Source organism: Pseudobacillus sp. FSL P4-0506 (assembly GCF_038003025.1).
Taxonomy (GTDB): domain Bacteria; phylum Bacillota; class Bacilli; order Bacillales; family Domibacillaceae; genus Pseudobacillus.
On record NZ_JBBOOI010000001.1, the window covers coordinates 3340146 to 3360836 of the forward strand.

A 20691-nucleotide genomic window follows, 5' to 3' on the forward strand; every position below is an offset into this window, starting at 1 on the left:
TATTCAGAGCCTGCTCATTACGTTAATCTTCTTTTTTATTCTCTATAAAAGCTGTATCTAATTCTTCATAGTCTTCGTCATCAATGTCGCTGTCCCAATCTTCATCCTCACATCCATAAGGGTGGACCGCTACGCAAATTTTTGTTTCCCCGACCACTTCAACCAAGAATTCGCGCTCAGCCTGAACAATGATTTTATTATCCTTTGGCGAACATACCGCTTCACAGCAATTTGGCTGTTGCAGCACCCGAGCCATCACTTCATTATCATCAAAACAATTTTCATCGCGATATTTCAACTTAATAACATCTTTATAACTTACTTTTTCCGTTACGACTGAAGTTTTCGTATTGTCATGATGCGAATACCATACGTTAATATCGTATGTTCCATGAACCTCTACCTTTTTCCCCATCTTTTTTGCTTTATACTCATGGTTAATAATCCAGCAACCTAAAATGCTCGATGGGTGATGTGGCGGACAAATGGTGTGATGCGTCTGGGTAAATTTTCGGCCTTTAGCAACAACCGACTTTGTAATAATCTCTCTATATTCTGCCATCCGAGCGTCCCTCCTCGCTTGTTCTCTATCTATCATATGCACCAAGAGCGAGACATGTGCCTAGAACATATAAAAAGTTAGAAAAGCAAAGATAACTCCTCTAAAACTCTACTGCCGAGAAAGTGGATTTTCATATTCTCTAGTCATAAAAAAGACACCAGCATAGAGAGCTGATGTCTTTCGTTTGCCTACTTATTAGCTGCAGCTTCCTGGCGTGCTGTTTCTAACTTGGGCTCCTGTTTCACCGCGAAGCAAATCGCCGCCAGTTGATTCAATAATCTGGTCTGTTACTGTGTTGGAGATAGCGGATGTAACGATTTGCAAAATATCATTTACTTCTACCTGTGATTCTTTAAACTGCTGGACAACAGGAATCTCATCTAATTCCTGTTCAATTTTCAACATTTTTTCTTCGACCATTTTTAACGCTTCTGTCTTGCCGTAATGCTGAAAATTCACCGCTTGTTTCTGCAAGCTTTTTAAGCTGGCAATTTTTTCACGCACTTTTTGGTTTTCATGAATTTTTGCTTCTGCCTCTTTAAAGAATGCAACCTCGTCGGTTTCTGCAATCATTTTAGCCAGCTCTGTTGCTTGTGCGAGAATATCATCTTTTGTATACTTTGCCATTTTACTCCACCTCAGCCAATTGATGTTCTTCAATCATTTCTCCGTTTAAGGACCAAGTTTTTGCATCAGTTATTTTTACATTTACAATTTTGCCGATTGCCGTTTTCGGCCCCTTGAAATTAACTAATTTATTTTTGTTCGTGTATCCGGCCAAAATGTCCGGATTGTTCTTGCTTTCCCCTTCAACGAGCACAGGAACAACTTGTCCTTCATATTTCTTTAATGCTTCAGCTGACAATTCGTTTACTACCGCATTTAGGCGCTGCAGCCGCTCTTTCTTCACTTCCATCGGAACGTTGTCTTTCATCTTAGCAGCAGGCGTGCCTTCACGTGGAGAATAAATAAACGTATAAGCGGACTCAAAGCCCACCTCACGGTACAGAGAAATGGTTTCTTCAAATTGCTCCTCTGTTTCATTCGGATAGCCGACGATAATATCAGTTGTTAACGCAACATCCGGGATGGCTGCTTTGATTTTGCGAACAAGCTCAAGGAATTGTTCGCGCGTATATTTGCGTGCCATAATTTTTAATACATCTGTAGATCCTGACTGAACTGGCAGATGAATATGATCCATTAAATTGCCCTTTTTCGCTAACACTTCAATCAGATGATCGTCGAAGTCACGCGGATGACTCGTTGTGAAGCGAACGCGCGGAATATCGATTTTTCTCATTTCGTCCATTAAATCACCGAGACCGTATTCTATGTCTTCGAAATCTTTTCCATAAGCATTAACATTTTGGCCAAGAAGTGTAATTTCCTGATAGCCTTGAGCAGCTAAATGACGCACCTCTTGAATAATGTCCTCTGGGCGTCGGCTCCGTTCCTTTCCGCGTGTATAAGGAACGATACAATACGTACAGAATTTATCACAGCCGTACATAATATTTACCCATGCTTTAATATTTCCCCGACGTACTTTTGGAAGGTTTTCTACTACGTCCCCTTCTTTTGACCATACCTCAACAACCATTTCCTTCGACATGTAGGCATCATTTAAAATATGTGGAAGGCGGTGAATGTTATGTGTGCCAAAAATCATATCAACATGATTATAGGTTTTTAAAATTTTATTTACGACAGACTCTTCTTGTGACATACACCCGCACACACCTAACAATAGATCAGGTCGCTGCTGTTTTAAATGCTTCAAGTGACCAAGCTCACCAAACACTTTATTTTCTGCATTTTCACGAATCGCACACGTGTTGAGCAAGATAACGTTCGCATCCTCTACTGTATCCGTTGCTTCATAGCCAAGAGCCATGAAGATGCCCGCCATTACTTCTGTGTCATGTTCGTTCATCTGGCAGCCATACGTGCGTATATAAAACTTCTTCCCGTCTCCCATGCCGCGAAGCTGTTCTTCGATCTTAAAATCTTTATGGTAGGCTACTTCTTCTTTCCCCCGCTTTTTTGCTTCCTTTAAAGAAGGCGGTAAAAAGACGGTTTCAAAATATTTACTGTAATCCTTTTCGGATTTTTTGTCCGTTGGATTTTTCTCTTTTACTTGCTGTCCCTGAAGACGTTGCTCTTCATTCATCAGAAAAACTCCTTTCTTTTCTAGCAAAAACGACAATAAACCATATTTAAAGTGAGAAATATCTTTTGTTAAGTGGTACACATTATTTTAGTATATAGCTTTCCATTTGATTAAACAATAGATGAATACTAACAATTTCACTAGATAGAATAAAGCATTATTTTTTCTTATTAATCCTATTTTGAAATAAAAAAACCGCCAATGGCGGTTTTTTTATCACATAAATTCCTTCACAAAATTATTAAACATTTCATCACCAAGCTGCAGGTCTTGGCTGGCCAGCGGTTCTTCTGCATAGCCATGCACAAGCTCTTGATAAGAAGCTCTTTCTTTATCCTGATAAATGATCCCTGTTACGAGACCGTTGTGTTGCATCAGCGTATTCATCGCCATCTCCCGATTGGAAGAATCATAGTCTTCAATCGCAGAAAGCTTCGTTAAGTTTTCTTTAAACCAATCATAGGTGTTAATTTTATTATAGGTCACACATGGGCTGAACACGTTAATAATAGAAAAGCCCTTATGGTTGATGCCCGCTTCAATGATGGCCGTTAAGTCCTTCAGGTCCGTAGAGAAGCTTTGAGCGACAAATGTAGCACCACTTGTCAGCGCCAGCTCCATGGGAGAGACCGTTCCTTCAATCGCTCCTTTCGGAGTGGACTTTGTTACAAATCCCTGAGCAGAGCGAGGAGAGGTTTGCCCCTTTGTTAACCCGTAAATCTGATTATCCATCACAATATAAGTCATATCAATATTGCGGCGCATCGCATGAATCGTATGCCCCATGCCGATGGCGAATCCATCGCCGTCTCCGCCAGAAGCAATCACCGTTAAGTCTTTATTGGCCATCTTCACTCCTTGAGCAATCGGCAGTGATCGCCCATGAATCCCATGAAGGCCGTATGATTTAATGTAGCCTGAAATACGTCCCGAACAGCCGATGCCGGAAATAACCGCGAGCTGATCCGGCGTCAAGCCGATATTGGCCGCCGCCCGCTGAATCGCCGCCTGGACAGAAAAGTCACCGCAGCCTGGACACCAGTTTGGTTTTACATCATTTCGAAAATCTTTAAACGTTGCCATTTGTAACCGCTCCTTGTAATGGGAAAAGTTCTTTGCTGCCATGGTAAATATGATGCGGCTGGAATGGATTGCCGTCATATTTTAGCAGGCTTTTCACTTTCTGAATGTGGCCTACATTCATTTTAATGATATTCGCCAATTGGCCAGTCGCATTATTTTCTACGACAAGCACGTTTTTCGCTGACTCGATCAGCGGCAAGATTTCTTCTGACGGGAACGGATGAATGAGTCTAATTTGAGCATGGTTGACTTTTGCCCCCTCCTGCTCTAACCGTTCCATCGCTTCTTCAATCGCCCCGCGAGTGGAATTAAATCCGATCAACAATAAATCAGCTTCTTCATGCTGAGCGTTTTTATAGATCGGTGTATCAAAGCGGATCTGCTCCAGTTTTCTCATCCGCTTGTCCATTTGAGCCTGGCGATTAGCCGCTCCTTCGGACGGCCTGCCGGTCTCATCATGCTCCACCCCTGTTACGTGGTGAATGCCATGCTTCATGCCAGGGATCACTCGAGGGGAAACTCCGTCCTCTGTCACTTCATAGCGTTTAAAGTAAGCTTTTCCATCCAGCTCCGGCAGCTCTTCTTGAACAAGTTTGCCTCGGCGGATTTCTACTCGGCTGTAGTCCAGCGGTTCGACGGTTTGTTTGCCAAGAGATAACTGCAAGTCAGATAGAAGAATCACCGGACATTGATATTCTTCTGCGAGATTAAAGGCTTCCACCGTATCATAAAAGGCTTCTTCTGCCGTGCTTGGCGCCATCACGATTTTCGGGATTTCGCCATGGGTTCCGTAAATCATCGCCAGTAAGTCGGACTGTTCTTGTTTTGTTGGCAAGCCGGTAGATGGACCCCCCCGCTGAGTATCAACGACAACGAGCGGCGTTTCTGTCATCCCCGCCAGGCCAATCGCTTCCATCATTAAAGAGAGACCCGGTCCCGCAGAAGCGGTAAAGGAACGAATGCCGCCATAATTGGCACCGATCGCCATCGTGGCTGCCGCAATTTCATCTTCTGTTTGAATGACCGTTCCGCCGACCTTCGGCAGCTTGTCGATCAAGTATTCCATAATTTCAGAAGCTGGCGTAATCGGGTAAGCCGCCATCAAACGGACACCGCCCGTCAGGGCACCGAGTGCGATCGCATCATTGCCGATCATGAACATCCGCTGATGTCCATCTGCCGCTTCAAGCTGCATGGCTCCTACTTTGCTGCCAAGCTGGTCACACATATATTGATAGCCTTGTTGAATCGCTTCCATGTTCTTCTGGACAACGGCTTCTCCCTTGCGGCCAAAAATTTCTTCTACTACATTGGTAAACACATGTACATCTAAATTAATAACAGCGCACGTGGCCCCTACAGCTACCATGTTCTTCATCAACGACGTACCCAGTTCAGCCGCGATTTCTGTGAAAGGAACGACATACAATTCTGCCTTTGCCTGATCTGGCTTCACTGGATTGAACTTAGCATCTGCGATGATGATTCCCTGATCGTGAAGCTCCCCATAGTTGACATCAATGGTTTCCTGGTCAAATGCCACTAAAATATCTAAATCATCCGCGACCGCACGGACAGGAGTCGTGCTCACACGAATTTTATTATTGGTATGGCCGCCTTTAATTCGGGATGAAAAATGGCGGTACCCGTAGAGAAAGTACCCAAGACGGTTCAAAGCGGTAGAAAAGATTTCCCCGGTACTTTCAATCCCTTCCCCCTGTTGTCCTCCGACTTTCCAGGAAAGCTGATTTATCATAAAATATACAACTCCTTCAGTACATTCGGATCTTCAAAACTATTACTTTTTTAGTTTATCACTTTTACAGTTGAATCACTATAGCTAAACGTGACCCTCATCCCGGAAATCGACTTGAAAAATTCGTCCAAAGAAACTTTTCTACTTGGCTGGCGGAATAGTACTTTTGAAGAATCTCTGTCCATTGCTCGTAGGCCTCATATGAATCCCAACCTTGAATCATTTCGTCAATGCCATCAAAATCCGAGCCGAAACCAAGATGGTTTTCACCCCCCAGTTCACAAATATGCTCTACGTGCTTCAGCAAGTCTTGAGCATATACCTTTCCATGTTCCTTAATAAAAAACGGTACAAAGGAGAGGCCGACCACGCTATCCTTTTCAATTAATGCTTGAATTTGATCATCTTTCAAATTGCGCGGATGCGGACAAAGGGTGTAGCAATTTGAATGACTAGCAATTGGATGATCAGCCTGTTCCATTACATCCCAAAAGGCCTTCTCCGACAAATGAGATACATCTGTCCAAGCCTTCCATTCATTCAGCATACGGACAACGCGACTTCCAAATTCAGTTATACCCGCTCCCCTTTTAGTCATAGCACCGTCTGCCAAAGCATTAGTGTGATTCCACGTTAAACCGACGGACCTTACACCGAGCCGGTATAGGGTCGATAGCTTTAATGGGTCTTCTTCAATTGCCTCACCGCCTTCGAGCGTAAGTACGGCGCCAATTTCTCCGTTTTTCAGCTCTTCCAATTCCCGCCTAGTTGTAATCACTTTCATATCTGGATAGGGATCAATCACCTTCTTGTAAAATAAATCAATTTGCTCTAATGCCGAGCGGAACCGATCGTTTGGCCTCACTGAAGTTGGAAGAAAGATCGCAAAACATTGAACCTTGGCTTTCGCTCGTTTAAGTCTTTTGTGTGTCACATGCAAGGAAGGATCATCAAAATTTTTCCTTGGATCTTTTTGTAATTGATATAAGACGTCACAGTGTGCATCAAACACCATTTTTCTCATCCTTTCAGAAATGTTTCTGATTCATAAAGGCGAAACAACAAAGCGTAAAAAAAGAAAAACCCGCCTTAAGAAAGCAGAGCAGAAGACTAATCCTTCTTCTCCTGTACTATCAAAAGGCCGGTTTTTATCCATATTTATGATGTTATCGAGGTTCGACAATCAATTTGATTGCAGTTCGTTCTTCTCCTTCAATCATAATGTCTGTAAAAGCTGGGATGCAAATTAAATCTACCCCGCTTGGAGCAACAAATCCTCGTGCAATCGCTACTGCCTTGACCGCTTGATTAAGCGCACCAGCCCCAATTGCCTGAATTTCAGCCGCCCCTCTTTCCCGAAGAACACCGGCAAGTGCACCAGCTACAGAATTAGGATTAGATTTTGCCGAAACTTTTAATATCTCCATTTCTTGTCCTCCTTTTGTTAAACGATACCGAATGCTCATTTAAGTGAACATAGTTGCTCGCTATCCTTCCATTTCTACTATATTCGAGGACAGGCTCCTGTATTACAGACTTCAACTAAGAAACCCTAGGAACTTCACATAGTAGCCTTTTCAGCTAGAGAAAAAGCAGAGCGCGCTTTAGCAGGCTTATCTTGCTCGGATCACTCGTTAAACAAAAGGGGACACCAGGCTACTCAGCAATAAATGGTGTATCCTCATTAATGAGAATACGGTCAATAGCTTTGGCTTTTCCTGTTTTTTTATCAACTTCAATCAAACAAGCGCTTAATTGTGTTCTTCCACTTTTCGGCACTTCAAACCGCACCGGCAGCCCTGTGACAAATTTCTTTAAAACTGCTTCCTTCTCCATACCAAGAATCGCATCATATGGTCCTGTCATTCCAACATCTGATAAGTACGCTGTGCCTTTTGGCAAAATGCGATTATCCGCTGTTTGCACATGAGTATGTGTTCCTATCACAGCAGACACATTTCCATCTAAAAACCAGCCAATTGCCTGTTTTTCACTTGTCGCTTCCGCATGAAAATCAACAAAAACAATCGGCGTCCGTTCACGTGCTTTGGCGACGAGTGCTTTGGCTTTTTCAAAGGGACAATCAAGAGCGGGCATAAATGTACGCCCTTGAAGATTAATCACTGCCGCTTCTACACCGGCACGCTTAATGAATAACAATCCAGTTCCTGGAGTGCCTTCTGGAAAATTAGCCGGCCGAACGAGTGCATTGGCCTCATCAATAAATTCGAAAACATCCCTATTATCCCAAGCATGGTTGCCAAGCGTAACCACGTCAGCCCCGTCTACTAAAAACTGGCGGTAAATTTTTTCGGTAATCCCCCGTCCTGAAGCAGCATTTTCTCCATTAACGATTGTCAGCTCTGGCCGATACTTATTTTTAAGTCTTGGTAAATACTGATTAATCATGTCGCGCCCTGGAGACCCGACAACATCGCCTACAAATAATATCCTCATATAAATTCCTTTCCTTACCTTTATTTCCCCATAGGGAAAGCGGTGTGATCACTCACACCGCTTTATTTCGCATATTCCACAGCACGCGTTTCTCTTATGACTGTTACTTTAATATGACCTGGATAATCAAGCTCTCCCTCAATTCGTTTCCGAATATCACGTGCCAGTCGGTGCGCTTGCAAATCATCCACCTGTTCAGGCTTAACGATAATCCGCACTTCGCGTCCAGCTTGGATAGCAAAAGATTTCTCTACGCCCTCATAAGATTCGGCAATTTCCTCGAGTTTCTCCAGGCGGCGAATATAGTTTTCCAGCGTTTCACTGCGGGCACCCGGTCTGGCAGCGGACAGTGCATCGGCTGCAGCCACGAGTACAGCAATAATAGAAGTTGGCTCAGTGTCTCCGTGGTGAGAAGCAATACTATTAATAACAACTGGATGCTCTTTATATTTTGTCGCGAGTTCCACACCAATTTCTACATGGCTTCCTTCCACTTCATGATCGACAGCTTTACCGATGTCATGAAGCAAGCCGGCACGGCGGGCAAGTGTTTCATCTTCCCCAAGCTCTGCTGCCAACAAGCCAGTAAGGAAAGCAACTTCCATGGAATGCTTCAGCACATTCTGGCCGTAGCTTGTACGATATTTCAATCGACCAAGAATTTTAATCAAATCCGGATGTAATCCATGAACACCTACTTCGAAAGTTGTCTGCTCACCGACCTCCCGGATATGCTCATCTACTTCTCTGCGCGCTTTATCTACCATTTCTTCGATACGCGCTGGATGGATACGTCCATCCTGTACGAGTTTTTCAAGAGCAATCTTGGCAGTTTCCCGACGAATTGGATCAAATCCAGAGAGAATTACTGCTTCCGGTGTATCATCAATAATCAAATCAATACCTGTCAGCGTTTCCAGTGTACGGATGTTTCGTCCTTCCCGTCCAATGATACGACCTTTCATTTCATCATTTGGCAAAGTAACAACTGATACAGTTGTTTCTGCCACATGATCGGCCGCACAGCGCTGAATGGCAAGAGAAAGGATTGACTTCGCTTTCTTGTCTGCTTCTTCTTTCGCTCGGTTTTCTTGCTCTTTTGTCATTACAGCAATATCGTGCGCAAGCTCTTGCTCCGTTCGATCCAAGATAATCGAGCGGGCTTCGTCCCGAGTAAGACTGGCGATTCGTTCTAGTTCCGCCTGCTGCTTTTTGATCATCTCTTCCACTTTGCTGTCCATCTCTTCAATATGTTGTTGTCTCTCAGCAAGAATCTCCTCTTTTTTCTCGAGCTGTAATTCGCGTTTATCCAGCGATTCATCTTTTCGGTCGAGGTTCTCTTCCTTCTGTAACAAACGATTCTCTTGTTTTTGCAATTCGTTTCTTCGTTCACGAAGTTCTAACTCCGTGTCTGTACGAAGCTTGTGAATTTCATCCTTTGCTTCAAGCAGGGCTTCTTTCTTTAGCGATTCTGCCTCACGCTTTGCGTCGTCAATAATTTGCTCTGCAGCACTTTTAGCTCCTGCAATCTTTGATTCTGCAATGGACTTTCGAACAAAATAGCCAACAACTACACCGACGATTAGGCCAAGCAAAATGAAGATGATTGTAATGGGTTCCATCCTTTCACCTCCTCTTGCTATGAACTTTTGCCATGCTTTTAACATGTCGGCTGATACATTGTGTTATCATTTCAATATACAGCTTCTCATTTCCATTTTTAAGAGAAAAAAATGTAAAATATACATCTCAATTTTATAGTTGTGAAAATTTCTTGTCAAGAGTTTCATCACGGTAACAGTCTTCTTCGAGACTAATAAAAAACAAGAGGAGCGATGTCTCCTGACACCGCTCCTGTTTATTATTCGTCAAGCAAACTGAATTCTTCTGTCTCTTCTGCTTCCTCTACTTCTACAAAGTCAGCATCAAGACCATAATGCTGGCGGATCTTCATCATAATCTCCTGACGAACAGCCGGATTTTCCTTTAAGAACTGCTTTGCATTCTCACGCCCTTGACCAAGGCGTTCCTCATTATATGAATACCAAGCACCGCTCTTTTGAACAATATCTACCTCTGATCCCATATCGATGATTTCACCTTCTCTGGAGATTCCTTCTCCATACATGATATCGACTTCTGCTACACGGAACGGAGGAGCCACTTTATTTTTCACTACTTTAATCTTTGTTTTGTTTCCTACAATTTCATTTCCTTGTTTCAGTGCTTCAGCACGGCGAACTTCCAGGCGGACGGAGCTATAAAACTTGAGCGCACGGCCTCCAGGCGTTGTTTCCGGGTTACCGAACATAATCCCGACTTTCTCACGAATTTGGTTAATGAAGATTGCAATTGTTTTAGATTTATTAATAGCACCAGACAGCTTGCGAAGCGCCTGTGACATTAAACGTGCCTGCAGGCCGACATGGGAGTCGCCCATTTCTCCTTCAATTTCAGCCTTTGGAACAAGGGCTGCAACCGAGTCAACAATCAGGATATCGATAGCACCGCTTCGTACGAGAGCTTCGGCAATTTCAAGTGCTTGCTCGCCTGTATCCGGCTGAGAAAGCAACAACTCATCAATGTTGACTCCTAATTTCTGAGCGTATACAGGATCAAGCGCATGCTCTGCATCAATGAAAGCAGCTTGACCGCCGGCAGCTTGTACTTCAGCAATAGCGTGAAGAGCCACGGTAGTTTTACCAGAGCTTTCCGGCCCATAGATCTCAACGACCCGACCGCGTGGATAACCCCCTACACCAAGGGCTGCGTCAAGAGCAAGCGAGCCGCTTGGACTAGTGGAAATTTTCCGGTCTGTTTGTTCTCCTAATTTCATGATAGACCCTTTACCAAATTGTTTTTCAATTTGCTTTAAGGCCATATCCAATGCTGCTTGACGATCGTTCACTAAAATTCCTCCTTAAAATTAACAATCTATTAAGTAAATGCACAGTGACATGTTGTTTCATAATCTATACTAACTATACCTTTTTATTGAGACAATTTCAAGTAAAAAGCGAACATTTATTCGGTTTTTTTATTTTTCCTCCTGAGAAGAAGAATGGATAAGAAACTAGAAAAGTAGTAGAAGAAATAGCGGAAAAAAAGAAGAAAAAAAAAGTAACTCCTGCTTTTTTATTTTATCATAAAAAAGCAGGAGAGGATAATTTTAAGCCTGTCATATTCTTTATTTAATAAGGAAAAGCGTTAAGCTTCTACAGCTACGCCAGTCGCTTTTTCAATCGCCTGATTCAAGTCAGCAATCAGGTCCTCAGTTGACTCCAGTCCGATGGATAAACGGATCATTTCTTCTTTCGTACCCGATTTTGCTAAGTCTTCACTGCTTAATTGCTGATGTGTGGTAGAAGCCGGGTGAATAATGAGTGACTTGCCATCCCCCACATTGGCAACATGTGACCACAGTTTAATGTTATCAATCACTTTTTTACCTGCTTCGCGGCCGCCTTTAATGCCAAATACAACAATAGAACCAAACGTATTAGCCAAGTATTTCTTCGCTAATTCATGAGATGGATGATCCTCCAAGCTTGGATGAGATACCCAATCTACTGCCGGATGATTTTTCAAATAATCGACGATAGCAAGCGTGTTTTCATGATGGCGCTGAATACGTAAATGCAACGTTTCCAGCCCTTGAAGCAACAAGAAAGCGCTATGGGCACTCAAGGAAGGGCCAAAATCCCGTAACAACTGTACGCGTAATTTGATAGCAAAGGCTGGGCCTTCCAGGTCCGCAAATCTTAAACCATTATAAGATTCATCCGGCTCCGTAAAGCCAGGAAACTTTTCACTGTTCCAATTGAATGTTCCTCCATCTACTACTATACCACCGATGACTGTTCCATGGCCGCTGATCCATTTCGTAGCGGAATGAACGACAATGTCGGCCCCTCGAACAAGCGGATTAGCTCCGTAAGGAGAAGCAAACGTATTATCTACAATGAGCGGAATACCATTTTCATGAGCAATATCTGCCACCTTTTCCACATCAAGCACATTCAAGGAAGGATTTCCGATAATTTCTCCAAACAGAGCTTTTGTTTTTGGAGTGATCGCTTTGCGGAAATTTTCCGGATCAGTAGAATCAACAAACTTTACATTAATCCCGTATTTAGGAAGCGTATTGGCAAAAAGGTTATAGGTGCCTCCGTATAAATTAGCTGCCGCTATAATTTCATCGCCCGCGTGAGCCAGATTAAGAATTGAAAAGGAAATGGCAGCCATTCCTGATGAGAGCGCCACTGCTGCTGCTCCCTTTTCCAATGCAGCCACACGCTTTTCAAACACATCTACTGTCGGGTTGGTAATACGCGTATAAATATTTCCTGGCTTTTGCAAAGCAAATAGGGCGTTAGCATGATCTGTATCTTCAAATACATAAGAAGTCGTTTCATAAATCGGAACGGCACGGGCGCCAGTAACCGGATCCGGCACTTGTCCTCCATGAAGTAAAATTGTTTCTTTGTTCCACTGTTCGTTTGTCATCATTAATCCCTCCCAATTATTAAATAAAGCGCTAGTAACCTGAAGAATAACTAAAAAGCCCTCTTCTGTTGTAAGAAGAGGGCTTTATTATAGGATCCTCCTCTTATCTCTCAGGCACATACGCCTGCAGGAATTAGCACCGTTTCAGACAATTTGTCTGAAGGTTGCCGGGCTTCATCGGGCCTAATCCCTCCACCGCTCTCAATAAGAGTACTTCTATTTAATTGCGTAACTCATAATCTCTTGGTTTTTATTATATAGCATAGCGATCAGAATAGTCAATAATATTCCGAATGTTTTCACTTATCTCCAGCAAGCTCAGCCAACAAATAATGACACCCATACTTAACTGAGCGCTTTCTAATTCCTTCGCGGCTGCCTACTAATTGGAGTTTAAATACTTTTGTTTCCCTGTGCTTTGAAGCAAGACCAATCCATACAGTACCAGGCGAGTGTCCTTCCGATTTATCCGGTCCCGCCACTCCGGTAAAGCTAATACCGAAGTCAGCATTCAAAAGACTGCGGACATTTTCCGCTAATTCAATAGCACACTGTTCACTAATGGCACCATAACTTTCAAGCGTTTCTGGCTTCACTTGCACGAGTTTTTCCTTTGCTTCATTGGAGTAGCAAACAATCCCGCCATTAAAGAAAATGCTCGCTCCGGGAATAGCTGTCATTTCACTTTGAAACAATCCCCCTGTTAAGCTTTCAGCTGCTGCTAACGTATGAGATGTTTCCTTTAAGCGCTCCGCTAGCTCACGGGCAATGGACGTATCATTATAGCCATAAAAGTATTCCCCGACCCGGCGAAGAATTTCCTCCTCTGCTTCTTGTATCATCTGTAAGGCGGTTTCTTCCGATTCGTGTTTAGCAGTGATTCGCAGTGTTACCTCTCCATCACCAGCAAGCGGGGCAATCGTCGGATTTTGTTGTGCGAGTAACAAATCCTCTACTTCTGTTTCTAAAGCAGATTCTCCAATACCAAAAAACCTTAATACGCGTGACTCTATTTTTTCAACTTTTTCAAGCACATCTAATAGCGCCGGCTTTCCATAGCGGACAAACATCGGCTGCATTTCCCGGGGTGGCCCAGGCAAAAGCATATAGAAATGATTCTTTCCTTTTACCATCATCCCTGGCGCCATGCCATGATCATTCGCTAAAACGAGACAGCCCTCCATGACCAGGGCCTGTTTTTTATTGTTTGGTGTCATCGGGCGCTTCGTTTTTACAAAGTAGTTTTCAATACTTTTTAAGGCCTCTTCGTTATAAACAAGCGGACGACCAATATGAGCGGCAATTGCTTCCTTTGTTAAATCATCCTTCGTAGGACCAAGCCCACCTGTAAAGATTAGCAAGTCCGCTCTTTTTTCCGCTTCCTTTATTGCATCGAGCACACGGCTACTATTGTCCCCAACAACCGTATGATAGTACACATTCACCCCAATTTCCGCTAATTGCTGAGAGAGAAACTGGGCGTTTGTATTTGTAATTTGCCCTAACAGCAACTCGGAACCAACTGCAATAATTTCTGCATTCATTTTTGTCATCCCTTCTCTTATTCAGGCCCTGTTAAAGATGAATATTGTTTTTTCGATAGTTGATTGTAGCAGAAGAAAGTGTCTTTAGCGGAGAAAGTGAGTCCTGGTAAGATGGCGCACAGACCGCCAGCGGAAAGCGTCCGCCTGCAGTATAAATCAACAAGCAAGTAATGGAACAGGGGCCTTTATTAAAAATAAGGCTGCTCCATAAGCAGCCTTATTTTATATAGTATCGTGGTAAATTTTAAATACTATAAACACAACGGGGCTTACTTTGGAGCAACCTTTTCTTTTACTTTGAATGTTTAAACACGCCACGGTTAAGATAGAAGTAATCCCAGCCGGACCAAACGGTAAAGAATGCCGCTATCCAAAGGGCGATATCTGCAAATGGAATTCCTAATCCTTCAAATGGCGCATTATGAAGCAATAAAGCCGCAATGGCAATAATCTGCGCCCACGTCTTAATTTTCCCAAGCATATTAGCCGCAACCACTTCGCCTTCTCCAGCTAAGATTAACCGTAAGCCCGTTACCGCAAACTCCCTGCTGATAATAAGAATGACAATCCAGGAAGCAGCTAAATTAAAATCAACAAGCACGATTAAGGCTGCTGATACAAGTAACTTATCAGCGAGCGGATCTAAAAATTTCCCCAAGTTTGTGACCTGGTTTAATTTTCTCGCATAATAGCCATCAACCCAGTCAGTCGTTGAGGCTAAAATAAATAGCATGGCTCCCCAAAAGTGGGCAGCCGGCATGGTGGTACCAAATACTGTAAGGTCCCCCCAATTAAACTCAACTAACATGATCACCAAAAAGAGCGGGATCATTAAAATCCTTGAAACAGTAATTTTATTCGGTAAATTCACAGTCGACCCTCCAACTATTCTATCGACAGACAACTTACAAAGAAGCTATCCAAAAAACTGCCAAATTATTGTCCGGCAGGTTTCGCCTGAATAATAATGTCTTGTCTTACCTGTTTGGCAGCCGGAAGCTGATACGCCAGCGTTTCGCCGTTTACTTTAATTTCCGTATCCGGTGCAAAGCCAACGACAATTTTCGCTTCTGTCTGTCCTGTTAAATTAAATGTTTGCGACTGTCCTTTTGCCAACATATTATTATAATAGCTTTTTCCGCTTCCATCAGTTACTCCTATCCATGTCTCCCCTTTAGATAGAATAGTTACCTCGAATTTCTCTGCATTTTGAAGAACGTATGTGGCTTTTCTGCCGCTCGCCCCTGCTGCAGTTAAGGTTTGTGCAGGCTTAGCAGGCTCTTCGACTTTCTCTTCTTTTTTAGGCTCTTTGTTCGTTTCTTTTTTTGGCTCCTTGGCTTCTTTCTTATCATCCGTCTGGTCTTTCGGCTGTTCAACAACGGTTTCTTCCTTCACCGCTTTGTCATTAGAATCACTCTTAGGGATAAGAAACCAAACTAGAAAAAGTGCTCCGACAACAAAAGCCGTCACTAAAATCCTCGGTAAATACTCAAGAAGCTTGGACGGTTCAGCTGGCGCCGTCGTCCGTACTTTCTCTACTTTTGTCGCTCTTTGAGGAATTTCATCTTCATAGGAAGAAGGAATTTCATTTTTATATTCTTCAAACAATTGCTCATGGTCAAGCCCAACCGCTTCAGCATATTGCTTGATAAACGCCCGTACATAAAATTTGCCGGGCATCAGCTCATAATTCCCCTCTTCTATGCCCTTTAAATATCTTTTCTGAATCTTTGTCATTTCCTGCACATCTGCTAAGGATAGCCCTTTCGCCTCCCGTGCTTCTCTTAAGCGGTTTCCTAATTCTGTCACCCATAACACCTTCCATAATTAAAAGTTAAAACCACCAAAGTCCATATCCTGGAATAAGTTGTTCTTCTCCACCGGCTCGTATGTAATTTCTTCATCAGGATGATTGCGAAGTTCAATAATATAATCAAAGTCCTCTAAACTGTACTCGCTATTTTGTACAAAAATATCTGGATGTTCCACTACTTTAACGGCAGGCAGTCTCATAATTTCCCGAACGAGCTGCCAATGTCTTTCATTGGCTCTCTTTATCGATACAACCCCATCCATAATAAAAAGGTGATTTGGATTGTATTCGTCCCGAATTAACTGATCACGAACAGTTTGCTTAATCATTGTCGACGAAACGAATAACCATCTCTTATTGGCACAAACACTTGCCGCTACAATGGATTCTGTTTTTCCAACCCTTGGCATGCCACGAATGCCAATTAATTTGTGCCCTTCCATTTTATACAATTCTGCCATAAAATCAACGAGAAGTCCAAGTTCATCCCGAACGAAACGGAATGTTTTTTTGTCGTCCGCATCTCTTTGGATATAGCGGCCATGGCGGACAGCCATTCGGTCTCTTAGTTTAGGTTCCCTTAATTTAATAATTTGAATCGTGTCCATCGTCATTAAAATGGATTCAAGCCTTCTGATTTGGTCTTCGCTTTCTGCCAACATTAAAAGGCCGCGGCTCGCCTCATCCACGCCATTAATTGTTACAATATTAATGGAAAGCATACCGAGTAGCGAAGCAACATCTCCTAACAGCCCTGGACGGTTTTTAACAATTTTATATTCTAAATACCATTCTTTTTTGGACATAGATAACGCTCCTAGCGGCTTCATCAAAAAGCCCATTAATGATAATGTCTAGGTACTATCATATATGATTTATCTCTGTAATGAAAGAAAAAAGAGAGGGAAAAGCTCCCTCTCTTAGCGACTACCATTATTTTGAACTAATTTTACCATCATGCTTGCAATTGCTCTTTGTTCTTCTTCTGAAGCAACGGACCACAAATCAGATAATACTCTTTCCTGCTCGTTTTTCGGGTCGACTTTGTTGGCAAGATAATCACCAACTTGATAAGCCATATTATTGATTACATCATTGTTCATTCCTGAGTTTGTGGCTTGATTTAATTTGTCTCCCAAGAAGTTTTTCCATTCGTGCCAATTTTCGAGTACTGACATGTCGTTGTCCCTCCTTTATTGAGTTGCAACATTAGTTTGTTCCCCGAGAGAAAAATTATGCATATGAATCATGTGTACCAGCCGCCATTTACAGCAAGCACTTGACCTGTTATGTAAGAAGCTGCAGGTGAACAGACGAAGTAAACCGCTTCAGCTACTTCGGCTGCAGCACCAAGACGCCCCATTGGAATATCAGCTGCTATTTCTGCTTTTTCTTCCATTGTAAATTTTTCCATCATAGGTGTATTAACCGCTCCCGGAGCAATCGCGTTCACACGAATATTGGAAGGAGCTAACTCTTTTGCTAATGCCTTCACAAATGCAATTTGGGCGCCTTTTACCGTCGAATAAGCTACCTCACAAGCGGCCCCTGTCTGTCCCCACACCGAAGAAACTAAAACAACTGAGGGTGAAATTGCTTTGCGAAGCTTTGGAATTAACTTTTGCACAATGATCATAGGACTTTTGACGTGAAGCTGCCAAAGCTTATCCATTTCCTCTTCTTCAATCTCTTGAAATAAGCTGTAGTGAGCCGTTCCTCCTGCAAATACGGCAGCCTCCAGGGCAAATAACTGGCTCGACAGAAAGTGAGCACCTGCAGCAGAAGTTAAATCTGCCTGGATCGGGATCACCTCTGCTCCCATGTTTTCCAGCTCTTTTTGTAACGACTTTATTTTTTCTTTTCCTTTATAGTATTGCAAATACAAGTTCCATCCTTCTTTTGCTAGCTTCCTGGAAATTTCTTCTCCTATTCCTCCGCTCGCTCCTGTAACAAGCGCATACTTCTTCACTGTTTACTCCCCCATTCTCTCTACACAAGGAAGCAGCTGGACTCCCTTTCCCCATGATGTCATGAAAAAAGAGAATCCAGCTGCCCTGCTACCTATTTATGCCTGTTTAGGCAAGATATAAAAAGCGGTCAGGCGGTTTTCTGCCACCATTCGTTCGGCAGTGTTCTTTACATCTTCCAGCGTAATTGCTTCCAAGAGTGGCACTACTTCAAATAAATCCATTTCATTGAAGGCATAACGAATAAATTGATTGGCAATATATTCTGGTGAATTAACCGATCGTAAAAAAGAACCGATCTTTTTTCGAATAGACCGCTGTACGGCCTCTTCTGTTAGATGTTTTCCTTCTTTCGCTTCAAGCAAAATAGTACGAATGCGTTCTCCCAGCTCCTCCGGCTTGGTTGTATCTCCACCGACCATCGCAAAACCAAAGCCCTTCTCCTGGGTAAAGTCGTAATAAAATGTTTCATCAATTAGCCCTTCTCGATAAAGCGGATAATAGAGCGGGGAACTTTTTCCAAAAAGTATATCAAGCAATATATTCATCGTCAGTTCCCGCTTTTGTAATTCTTTTCCCTGCAATTCAGTATCGATTGCTTTGATACCAACTTGACACTTCGGTAATTGAACATTCATTTTAAGAACTCGTTTTTTCTCGTTAACCTCTTCTGGCTCCTGCTCTATCAAACGTTTGATTTCCTCTTGCTTTTGATACTCTTTTTTTGCTTGATTTTCGCGAACGAACCCAATGGTTTTCTCGGGATCAACCGAGCCAACTATAAACAAAAGCATGTTGCTCGGGTGATAAAACGTGCGATAACACTCGTATAAGTGATCTTTTGTAATTTCTGCGATGGATTCTACCGTACCAGCAATATCAATCTTTACTGGATGGTTGTGGTACATATTCTCAATAAGGCCAAAATAAGCCTGCCAGTCTGGATTATCATCATACATACGTATTTCCTGACCAATAATGCCCTTTTCCTTTTCCACTGTCTGTTCAGTGAAATACGGATCTTGGACAAAGTTTATAAGTGTCTCTAGATTGTCCATTACTTTGTCTGTGCTGGAAAACAGGTAGGCTGTTCTCGTAAAAGAAGTAAAAGCGTTCGCTGAGGCGCCTTGACGGCTAAAATATTGAAACACGTCGCCATCTGCTTTCTCAAACATTTTATGCTCCAAAAAGTGAGCAATCCCATCTGGTACCCGGACATACTCGCTCCCTCCCTGTGGGATAAACTGATTGTCAATGGACCCATACTTTGTCGTAAAGGTAGCGTATGTTTTATTAAAGCCTTTTTTCGGAAGTACATACACATCTAATCCATTATCCATTTTCTCAAAATACAATTCTTCCTGCAGCTGATCAAACAGAATTTTCTCCATTATTCTTCCTCCGTTCCCGACAGAAAGTACACCGTATCTATTTCCACTTTATTGGCAACCGCTACAACTTCCTCTATTGTCATTCGCTCTGCTGCCTCCAGCCAATTATCAATCGTGACTGCCGTTTTGCCTATAACATTATGATAGAGCATTTCAATAGTACCTCTCGCTGTATCAAGCGTCTCAAGTATCTGGTTGCGGATGACGGCTTTTGTTTGCTCCAGCTCTCTTTCAGAAACTTCTCCCTTTTTCATCGCTTGAAGCTGCTCAGCAATGATCTTTACAGCTTTGCTGTAATTTTTGCTGTCAATTCCTGAAAGAACCATCAAGAAGCCTTTATGGCTTTCCAAGCGGCTCGCTGCGTAGTAGGCTAGGCTTTCTTTTTCCCTCACATTCATAAACAATTTGGAGTGAGAAAATCCACCAAAAATCCCGTTAAACATCTGCAAAGCAAAGTAGTCATCGTCACCAAAAGTAATATGAGTGCGATAGCCAATATGAAGTTTTCCTTGATTGATTTCCTGCTTTTCTACAACTTCTTTGGGCTCAGAAGGTGAGGCTGTTTGTTTCGCTGATTGGGGAGATCGGGGATTTCTGTTGTTGAACTGAAATAAGCGGCCAGCTATTTTTTCCACTTGATCAGCTTCCACATCTCCAACGATATACATATCCATTTCATCTTCCGAAAATGCTTGTTCATAATACTTATATAAATCGGTTTCATTTATTTCATCTACTGCTTCATACAGGCCGTTTGCCTGAAGAGCATAAGGATCTCCTTTGTACATTTCTTCGAGGAGACGAGCGCTTGCAAAACGCATTTTATCATCATAGATGGACTGAATTCTTTGTTTTAGATTACGCTTTTCATCTTGTACCGTATCTTTATCTAACGCTCCATTGCTCACTTTCGGTCTCTGCAAGATTTCATGCATAAATTGCAACGCTTTTTCGAGCAGCGGCTCTCCTGCTTTTAGAAACTTCTCATTCGCTACTTCCAATGAAAAGCTCATCACATGAAAGTCTCCTTTTTTTGCTACATCTACATAAAAGCCAGCACCATATAAATCGTCAAGATATGAACGCAGATGTGTGGATGTTGGGTACTTTTCCGAATTGCTTTGAAGAACATAAGGAAGCAAAGCCCTCTTCGTTACAGTTTCTTTTTCAAGCGGAGCTTTCATCCTAAAGACAATCGTATTTGTCTTATATTTATCAGTCTTTACGATGTGTAATGTGTACCCTTCTTTTTTTATAATATTTTCATTGACTAATGTCACTAAAATACCCTCCTTTTCCAGCAGCTATGTCTATATTTTTATCCGTTTATCCTATAATTCATGCCCATATTTATGAAAAACTTAATTTCACTATACATGAGAGGCGCCTAATTGAAAATTGAAACGTACCATCCGAGTAAAATTCTTCAAAATCTGGCT

Annotated in this window: 19 protein-coding genes and 1 riboswitch; all 19 genes read right to left on the reverse strand. The window is 42.5% G+C overall.

Going from position 1 to position 20691, the window contains the following annotated elements; translation table 11 throughout:
- Positions 1-22: 22 nt before the first annotated feature.
- A complete protein-coding gene (gene cotE / locus MKZ02_RS16545; protein ID WP_120037383.1) occupies positions 23-562 on the reverse strand; it encodes an outer spore coat protein CotE in 540 nt (179 codons plus the stop codon).
- A gap of 195 nt (positions 563-757) precedes the next feature.
- Positions 758-1189, reverse strand: coding sequence for a RicAFT regulatory complex protein RicA family protein (locus tag MKZ02_RS16550; protein WP_120037381.1), 432 nt, complete (start codon positions 1187-1189; stop codon positions 758-760).
- Position 1190: 1 nt separating this feature from the next.
- Complete coding sequence (gene miaB, locus MKZ02_RS16555) at positions 1191-2735, reverse strand: tRNA (N6-isopentenyl adenosine(37)-C2)-methylthiotransferase MiaB (protein WP_340854616.1); 1545 nt, start codon at positions 2733-2735, stop codon at positions 1191-1193.
- 216 nt (positions 2736-2951) lie between these two features.
- The gene (locus tag MKZ02_RS16560; RefSeq protein ID WP_340854618.1) at positions 2952-3818 is read right to left on the reverse strand and encodes a 2-oxoacid:ferredoxin oxidoreductase subunit beta; all 867 of its coding nucleotides are present in this window, start codon (positions 3816-3818) and stop codon (positions 2952-2954) included.
- Positions 3805-5574 (reverse strand): 2-oxoacid:acceptor oxidoreductase subunit alpha, encoded by a 1770-nt coding sequence (locus tag MKZ02_RS16565; protein ID WP_340854621.1) that lies wholly within the window; start codon positions 5572-5574, stop codon positions 3805-3807. Before MKZ02_RS16565 ends, MKZ02_RS16560 begins: the two co-directional genes overlap by 14 nt.
- A 97-nt stretch (positions 5575-5671) precedes the next feature.
- The gene (locus MKZ02_RS16570) at positions 5672-6589 is read right to left on the reverse strand and encodes a dipeptidase (protein WP_340854623.1); all 918 of its coding nucleotides are present in this window, start codon (positions 6587-6589) and stop codon (positions 5672-5674) included.
- Between the two features lie 151 nt (positions 6590-6740).
- Positions 6741-7001: a stage V sporulation protein SpoVS gene (spoVS, locus tag MKZ02_RS16575; protein WP_041100119.1), complete on the reverse strand. Its 261-nt coding sequence runs from the start codon at positions 6999-7001 to the stop codon at positions 6741-6743.
- Between the two features lie 229 nt (positions 7002-7230).
- Positions 7231-8031, reverse strand: coding sequence for a TIGR00282 family metallophosphoesterase (locus MKZ02_RS16580; protein WP_340854626.1), 801 nt, complete (start codon positions 8029-8031; stop codon positions 7231-7233).
- Positions 8032-8093: 62 nt separating this feature from the next.
- On the reverse strand, positions 8094-9653 hold the full coding sequence (gene rny, locus MKZ02_RS16585) for a ribonuclease Y (protein WP_120037374.1): 1560 nt from the start codon (positions 9651-9653) through the stop codon (positions 8094-8096).
- Positions 9654-9892: 239 nt separating this feature from the next.
- Entirely contained in the window at positions 9893-10939 is a 1047-nt protein-coding gene (recA, locus tag MKZ02_RS16590) for a recombinase RecA (protein WP_340854627.1), read from the reverse strand.
- 299 nt (positions 10940-11238) lie between these two features.
- Positions 11239-12537, reverse strand: coding sequence for an O-acetylhomoserine aminocarboxypropyltransferase/cysteine synthase family protein (locus tag MKZ02_RS16595; RefSeq protein WP_340856437.1), 1299 nt, complete (start codon positions 12535-12537; stop codon positions 11239-11241).
- 100 nt (positions 12538-12637) lie between these two features.
- A riboswitch (SAM riboswitch) is annotated at positions 12638-12748 on the reverse strand.
- Between the two features lie 88 nt (positions 12749-12836).
- Positions 12837-14081: a competence/damage-inducible protein A gene (locus MKZ02_RS16600; protein WP_120037368.1), complete on the reverse strand. Its 1245-nt coding sequence runs from the start codon at positions 14079-14081 to the stop codon at positions 12837-12839.
- A gap of 292 nt (positions 14082-14373) precedes the next feature.
- Positions 14374-14952: a CDP-diacylglycerol--glycerol-3-phosphate 3-phosphatidyltransferase gene (gene pgsA / locus MKZ02_RS16605; RefSeq protein ID WP_340854628.1), complete on the reverse strand. Its 579-nt coding sequence runs from the start codon at positions 14950-14952 to the stop codon at positions 14374-14376.
- A 65-nt stretch (positions 14953-15017) separates the two neighbouring features.
- Complete coding sequence (locus tag MKZ02_RS16610; protein ID WP_340854629.1) at positions 15018-15890, reverse strand: helix-turn-helix domain-containing protein; 873 nt, start codon at positions 15888-15890, stop codon at positions 15018-15020.
- 18 nt (positions 15891-15908) lie between these two features.
- Positions 15909-16700 (reverse strand): YmfK family protein, encoded by a 792-nt coding sequence (locus MKZ02_RS16615; protein WP_120037362.1) that lies wholly within the window; start codon positions 16698-16700, stop codon positions 15909-15911.
- Positions 16701-16814: 114 nt separating this feature from the next.
- Positions 16815-17072, reverse strand: coding sequence for a DUF3243 domain-containing protein (locus MKZ02_RS16620; RefSeq protein ID WP_120037359.1), 258 nt, complete (start codon positions 17070-17072; stop codon positions 16815-16817).
- Positions 17073-17140: 68 nt separating this feature from the next.
- Positions 17141-17863, reverse strand: coding sequence for an elongation factor P 5-aminopentanone reductase (gene ymfI, locus MKZ02_RS16625; RefSeq protein WP_120037356.1), 723 nt, complete (start codon positions 17861-17863; stop codon positions 17141-17143).
- A gap of 96 nt (positions 17864-17959) precedes the next feature.
- Entirely contained in the window at positions 17960-19252 is a 1293-nt protein-coding gene (gene yfmH / locus MKZ02_RS16630) for an EF-P 5-aminopentanol modification-associated protein YfmH (RefSeq protein ID WP_340854633.1), read from the reverse strand.
- Entirely contained in the window at positions 19252-20532 is a 1281-nt protein-coding gene (yfmF, locus tag MKZ02_RS16635; RefSeq protein WP_120037352.1) for an EF-P 5-aminopentanol modification-associated protein YfmF, read from the reverse strand. Before yfmF ends, yfmH begins: the two co-directional genes overlap by 1 nt.
- Between the last annotated feature and the right edge of the window lie 159 nt (positions 20533-20691).

Excerpts from the sequence above, each read along its gene's own strand:
- cotE (WP_120037383.1), bottom strand. The coding sequence starts at position 562 with ATGGCAGAATATAGAGAGATTATTACAAAGTCGGTTGTTGCTAAAGGC.
- MKZ02_RS16550 (WP_120037381.1), bottom strand. The coding sequence starts at position 1,189 with ATGGCAAAGTATACAAAAGATGATATTCTCGCACAAGCAACAGAGCTG.
- miaB (WP_340854616.1), bottom strand. The coding sequence starts at position 2,735 with ATGAATGAAGAGCAACGTCTTCAGGGACAGCAAGTAAAAGAGAAAAAT.
- MKZ02_RS16560 (WP_340854618.1), bottom strand. The coding sequence starts at position 3,818 with ATGGCAACGTTTAAAGATTTTCGAAATGATGTAAAACCAAACTGGTGT.
- MKZ02_RS16565 (WP_340854621.1), bottom strand. The coding sequence starts at position 5,574 with ATGATAAATCAGCTTTCCTGGAAAGTCGGAGGACAACAGGGGGAAGGG.
- MKZ02_RS16570 (WP_340854623.1), bottom strand. The coding sequence starts at position 6,589 with ATGGTGTTTGATGCACACTGTGACGTCTTATATCAATTACAAAAAGAT.
- spoVS (WP_041100119.1), bottom strand. The coding sequence starts at position 7,001 with ATGGAGATATTAAAAGTTTCGGCAAAATCTAATCCTAATTCTGTAGCT.
- MKZ02_RS16580 (WP_340854626.1), bottom strand. The coding sequence starts at position 8,031 with ATGAGGATATTATTTGTAGGCGATGTTGTCGGGTCTCCAGGGCGCGAC.
- rny (WP_120037374.1), bottom strand. The coding sequence starts at position 9,653 with ATGGAACCCATTACAATCATCTTCATTTTGCTTGGCCTAATCGTCGGT.
- MKZ02_RS16595 (WP_340856437.1), bottom strand. The coding sequence starts at position 12,537 with ATGACAAACGAACAGTGGAACAAAGAAACAATTTTACTTCATGGAGGA.
- MKZ02_RS16600 (WP_120037368.1), bottom strand. The coding sequence starts at position 14,081 with ATGAATGCAGAAATTATTGCAGTTGGTTCCGAGTTGCTGTTAGGGCAA.
- MKZ02_RS16615 (WP_120037362.1), bottom strand. The coding sequence starts at position 16,700 with ATGTCCAAAAAAGAATGGTATTTAGAATATAAAATTGTTAAAAACCGT.
- MKZ02_RS16620 (WP_120037359.1), bottom strand. The coding sequence starts at position 17,072 with ATGTCAGTACTCGAAAATTGGCACGAATGGAAAAACTTCTTGGGAGAC.
- yfmH (WP_340854633.1), bottom strand. The coding sequence starts at position 19,252 with ATGGAGAAAATTCTGTTTGATCAGCTGCAGGAAGAATTGTATTTTGAG.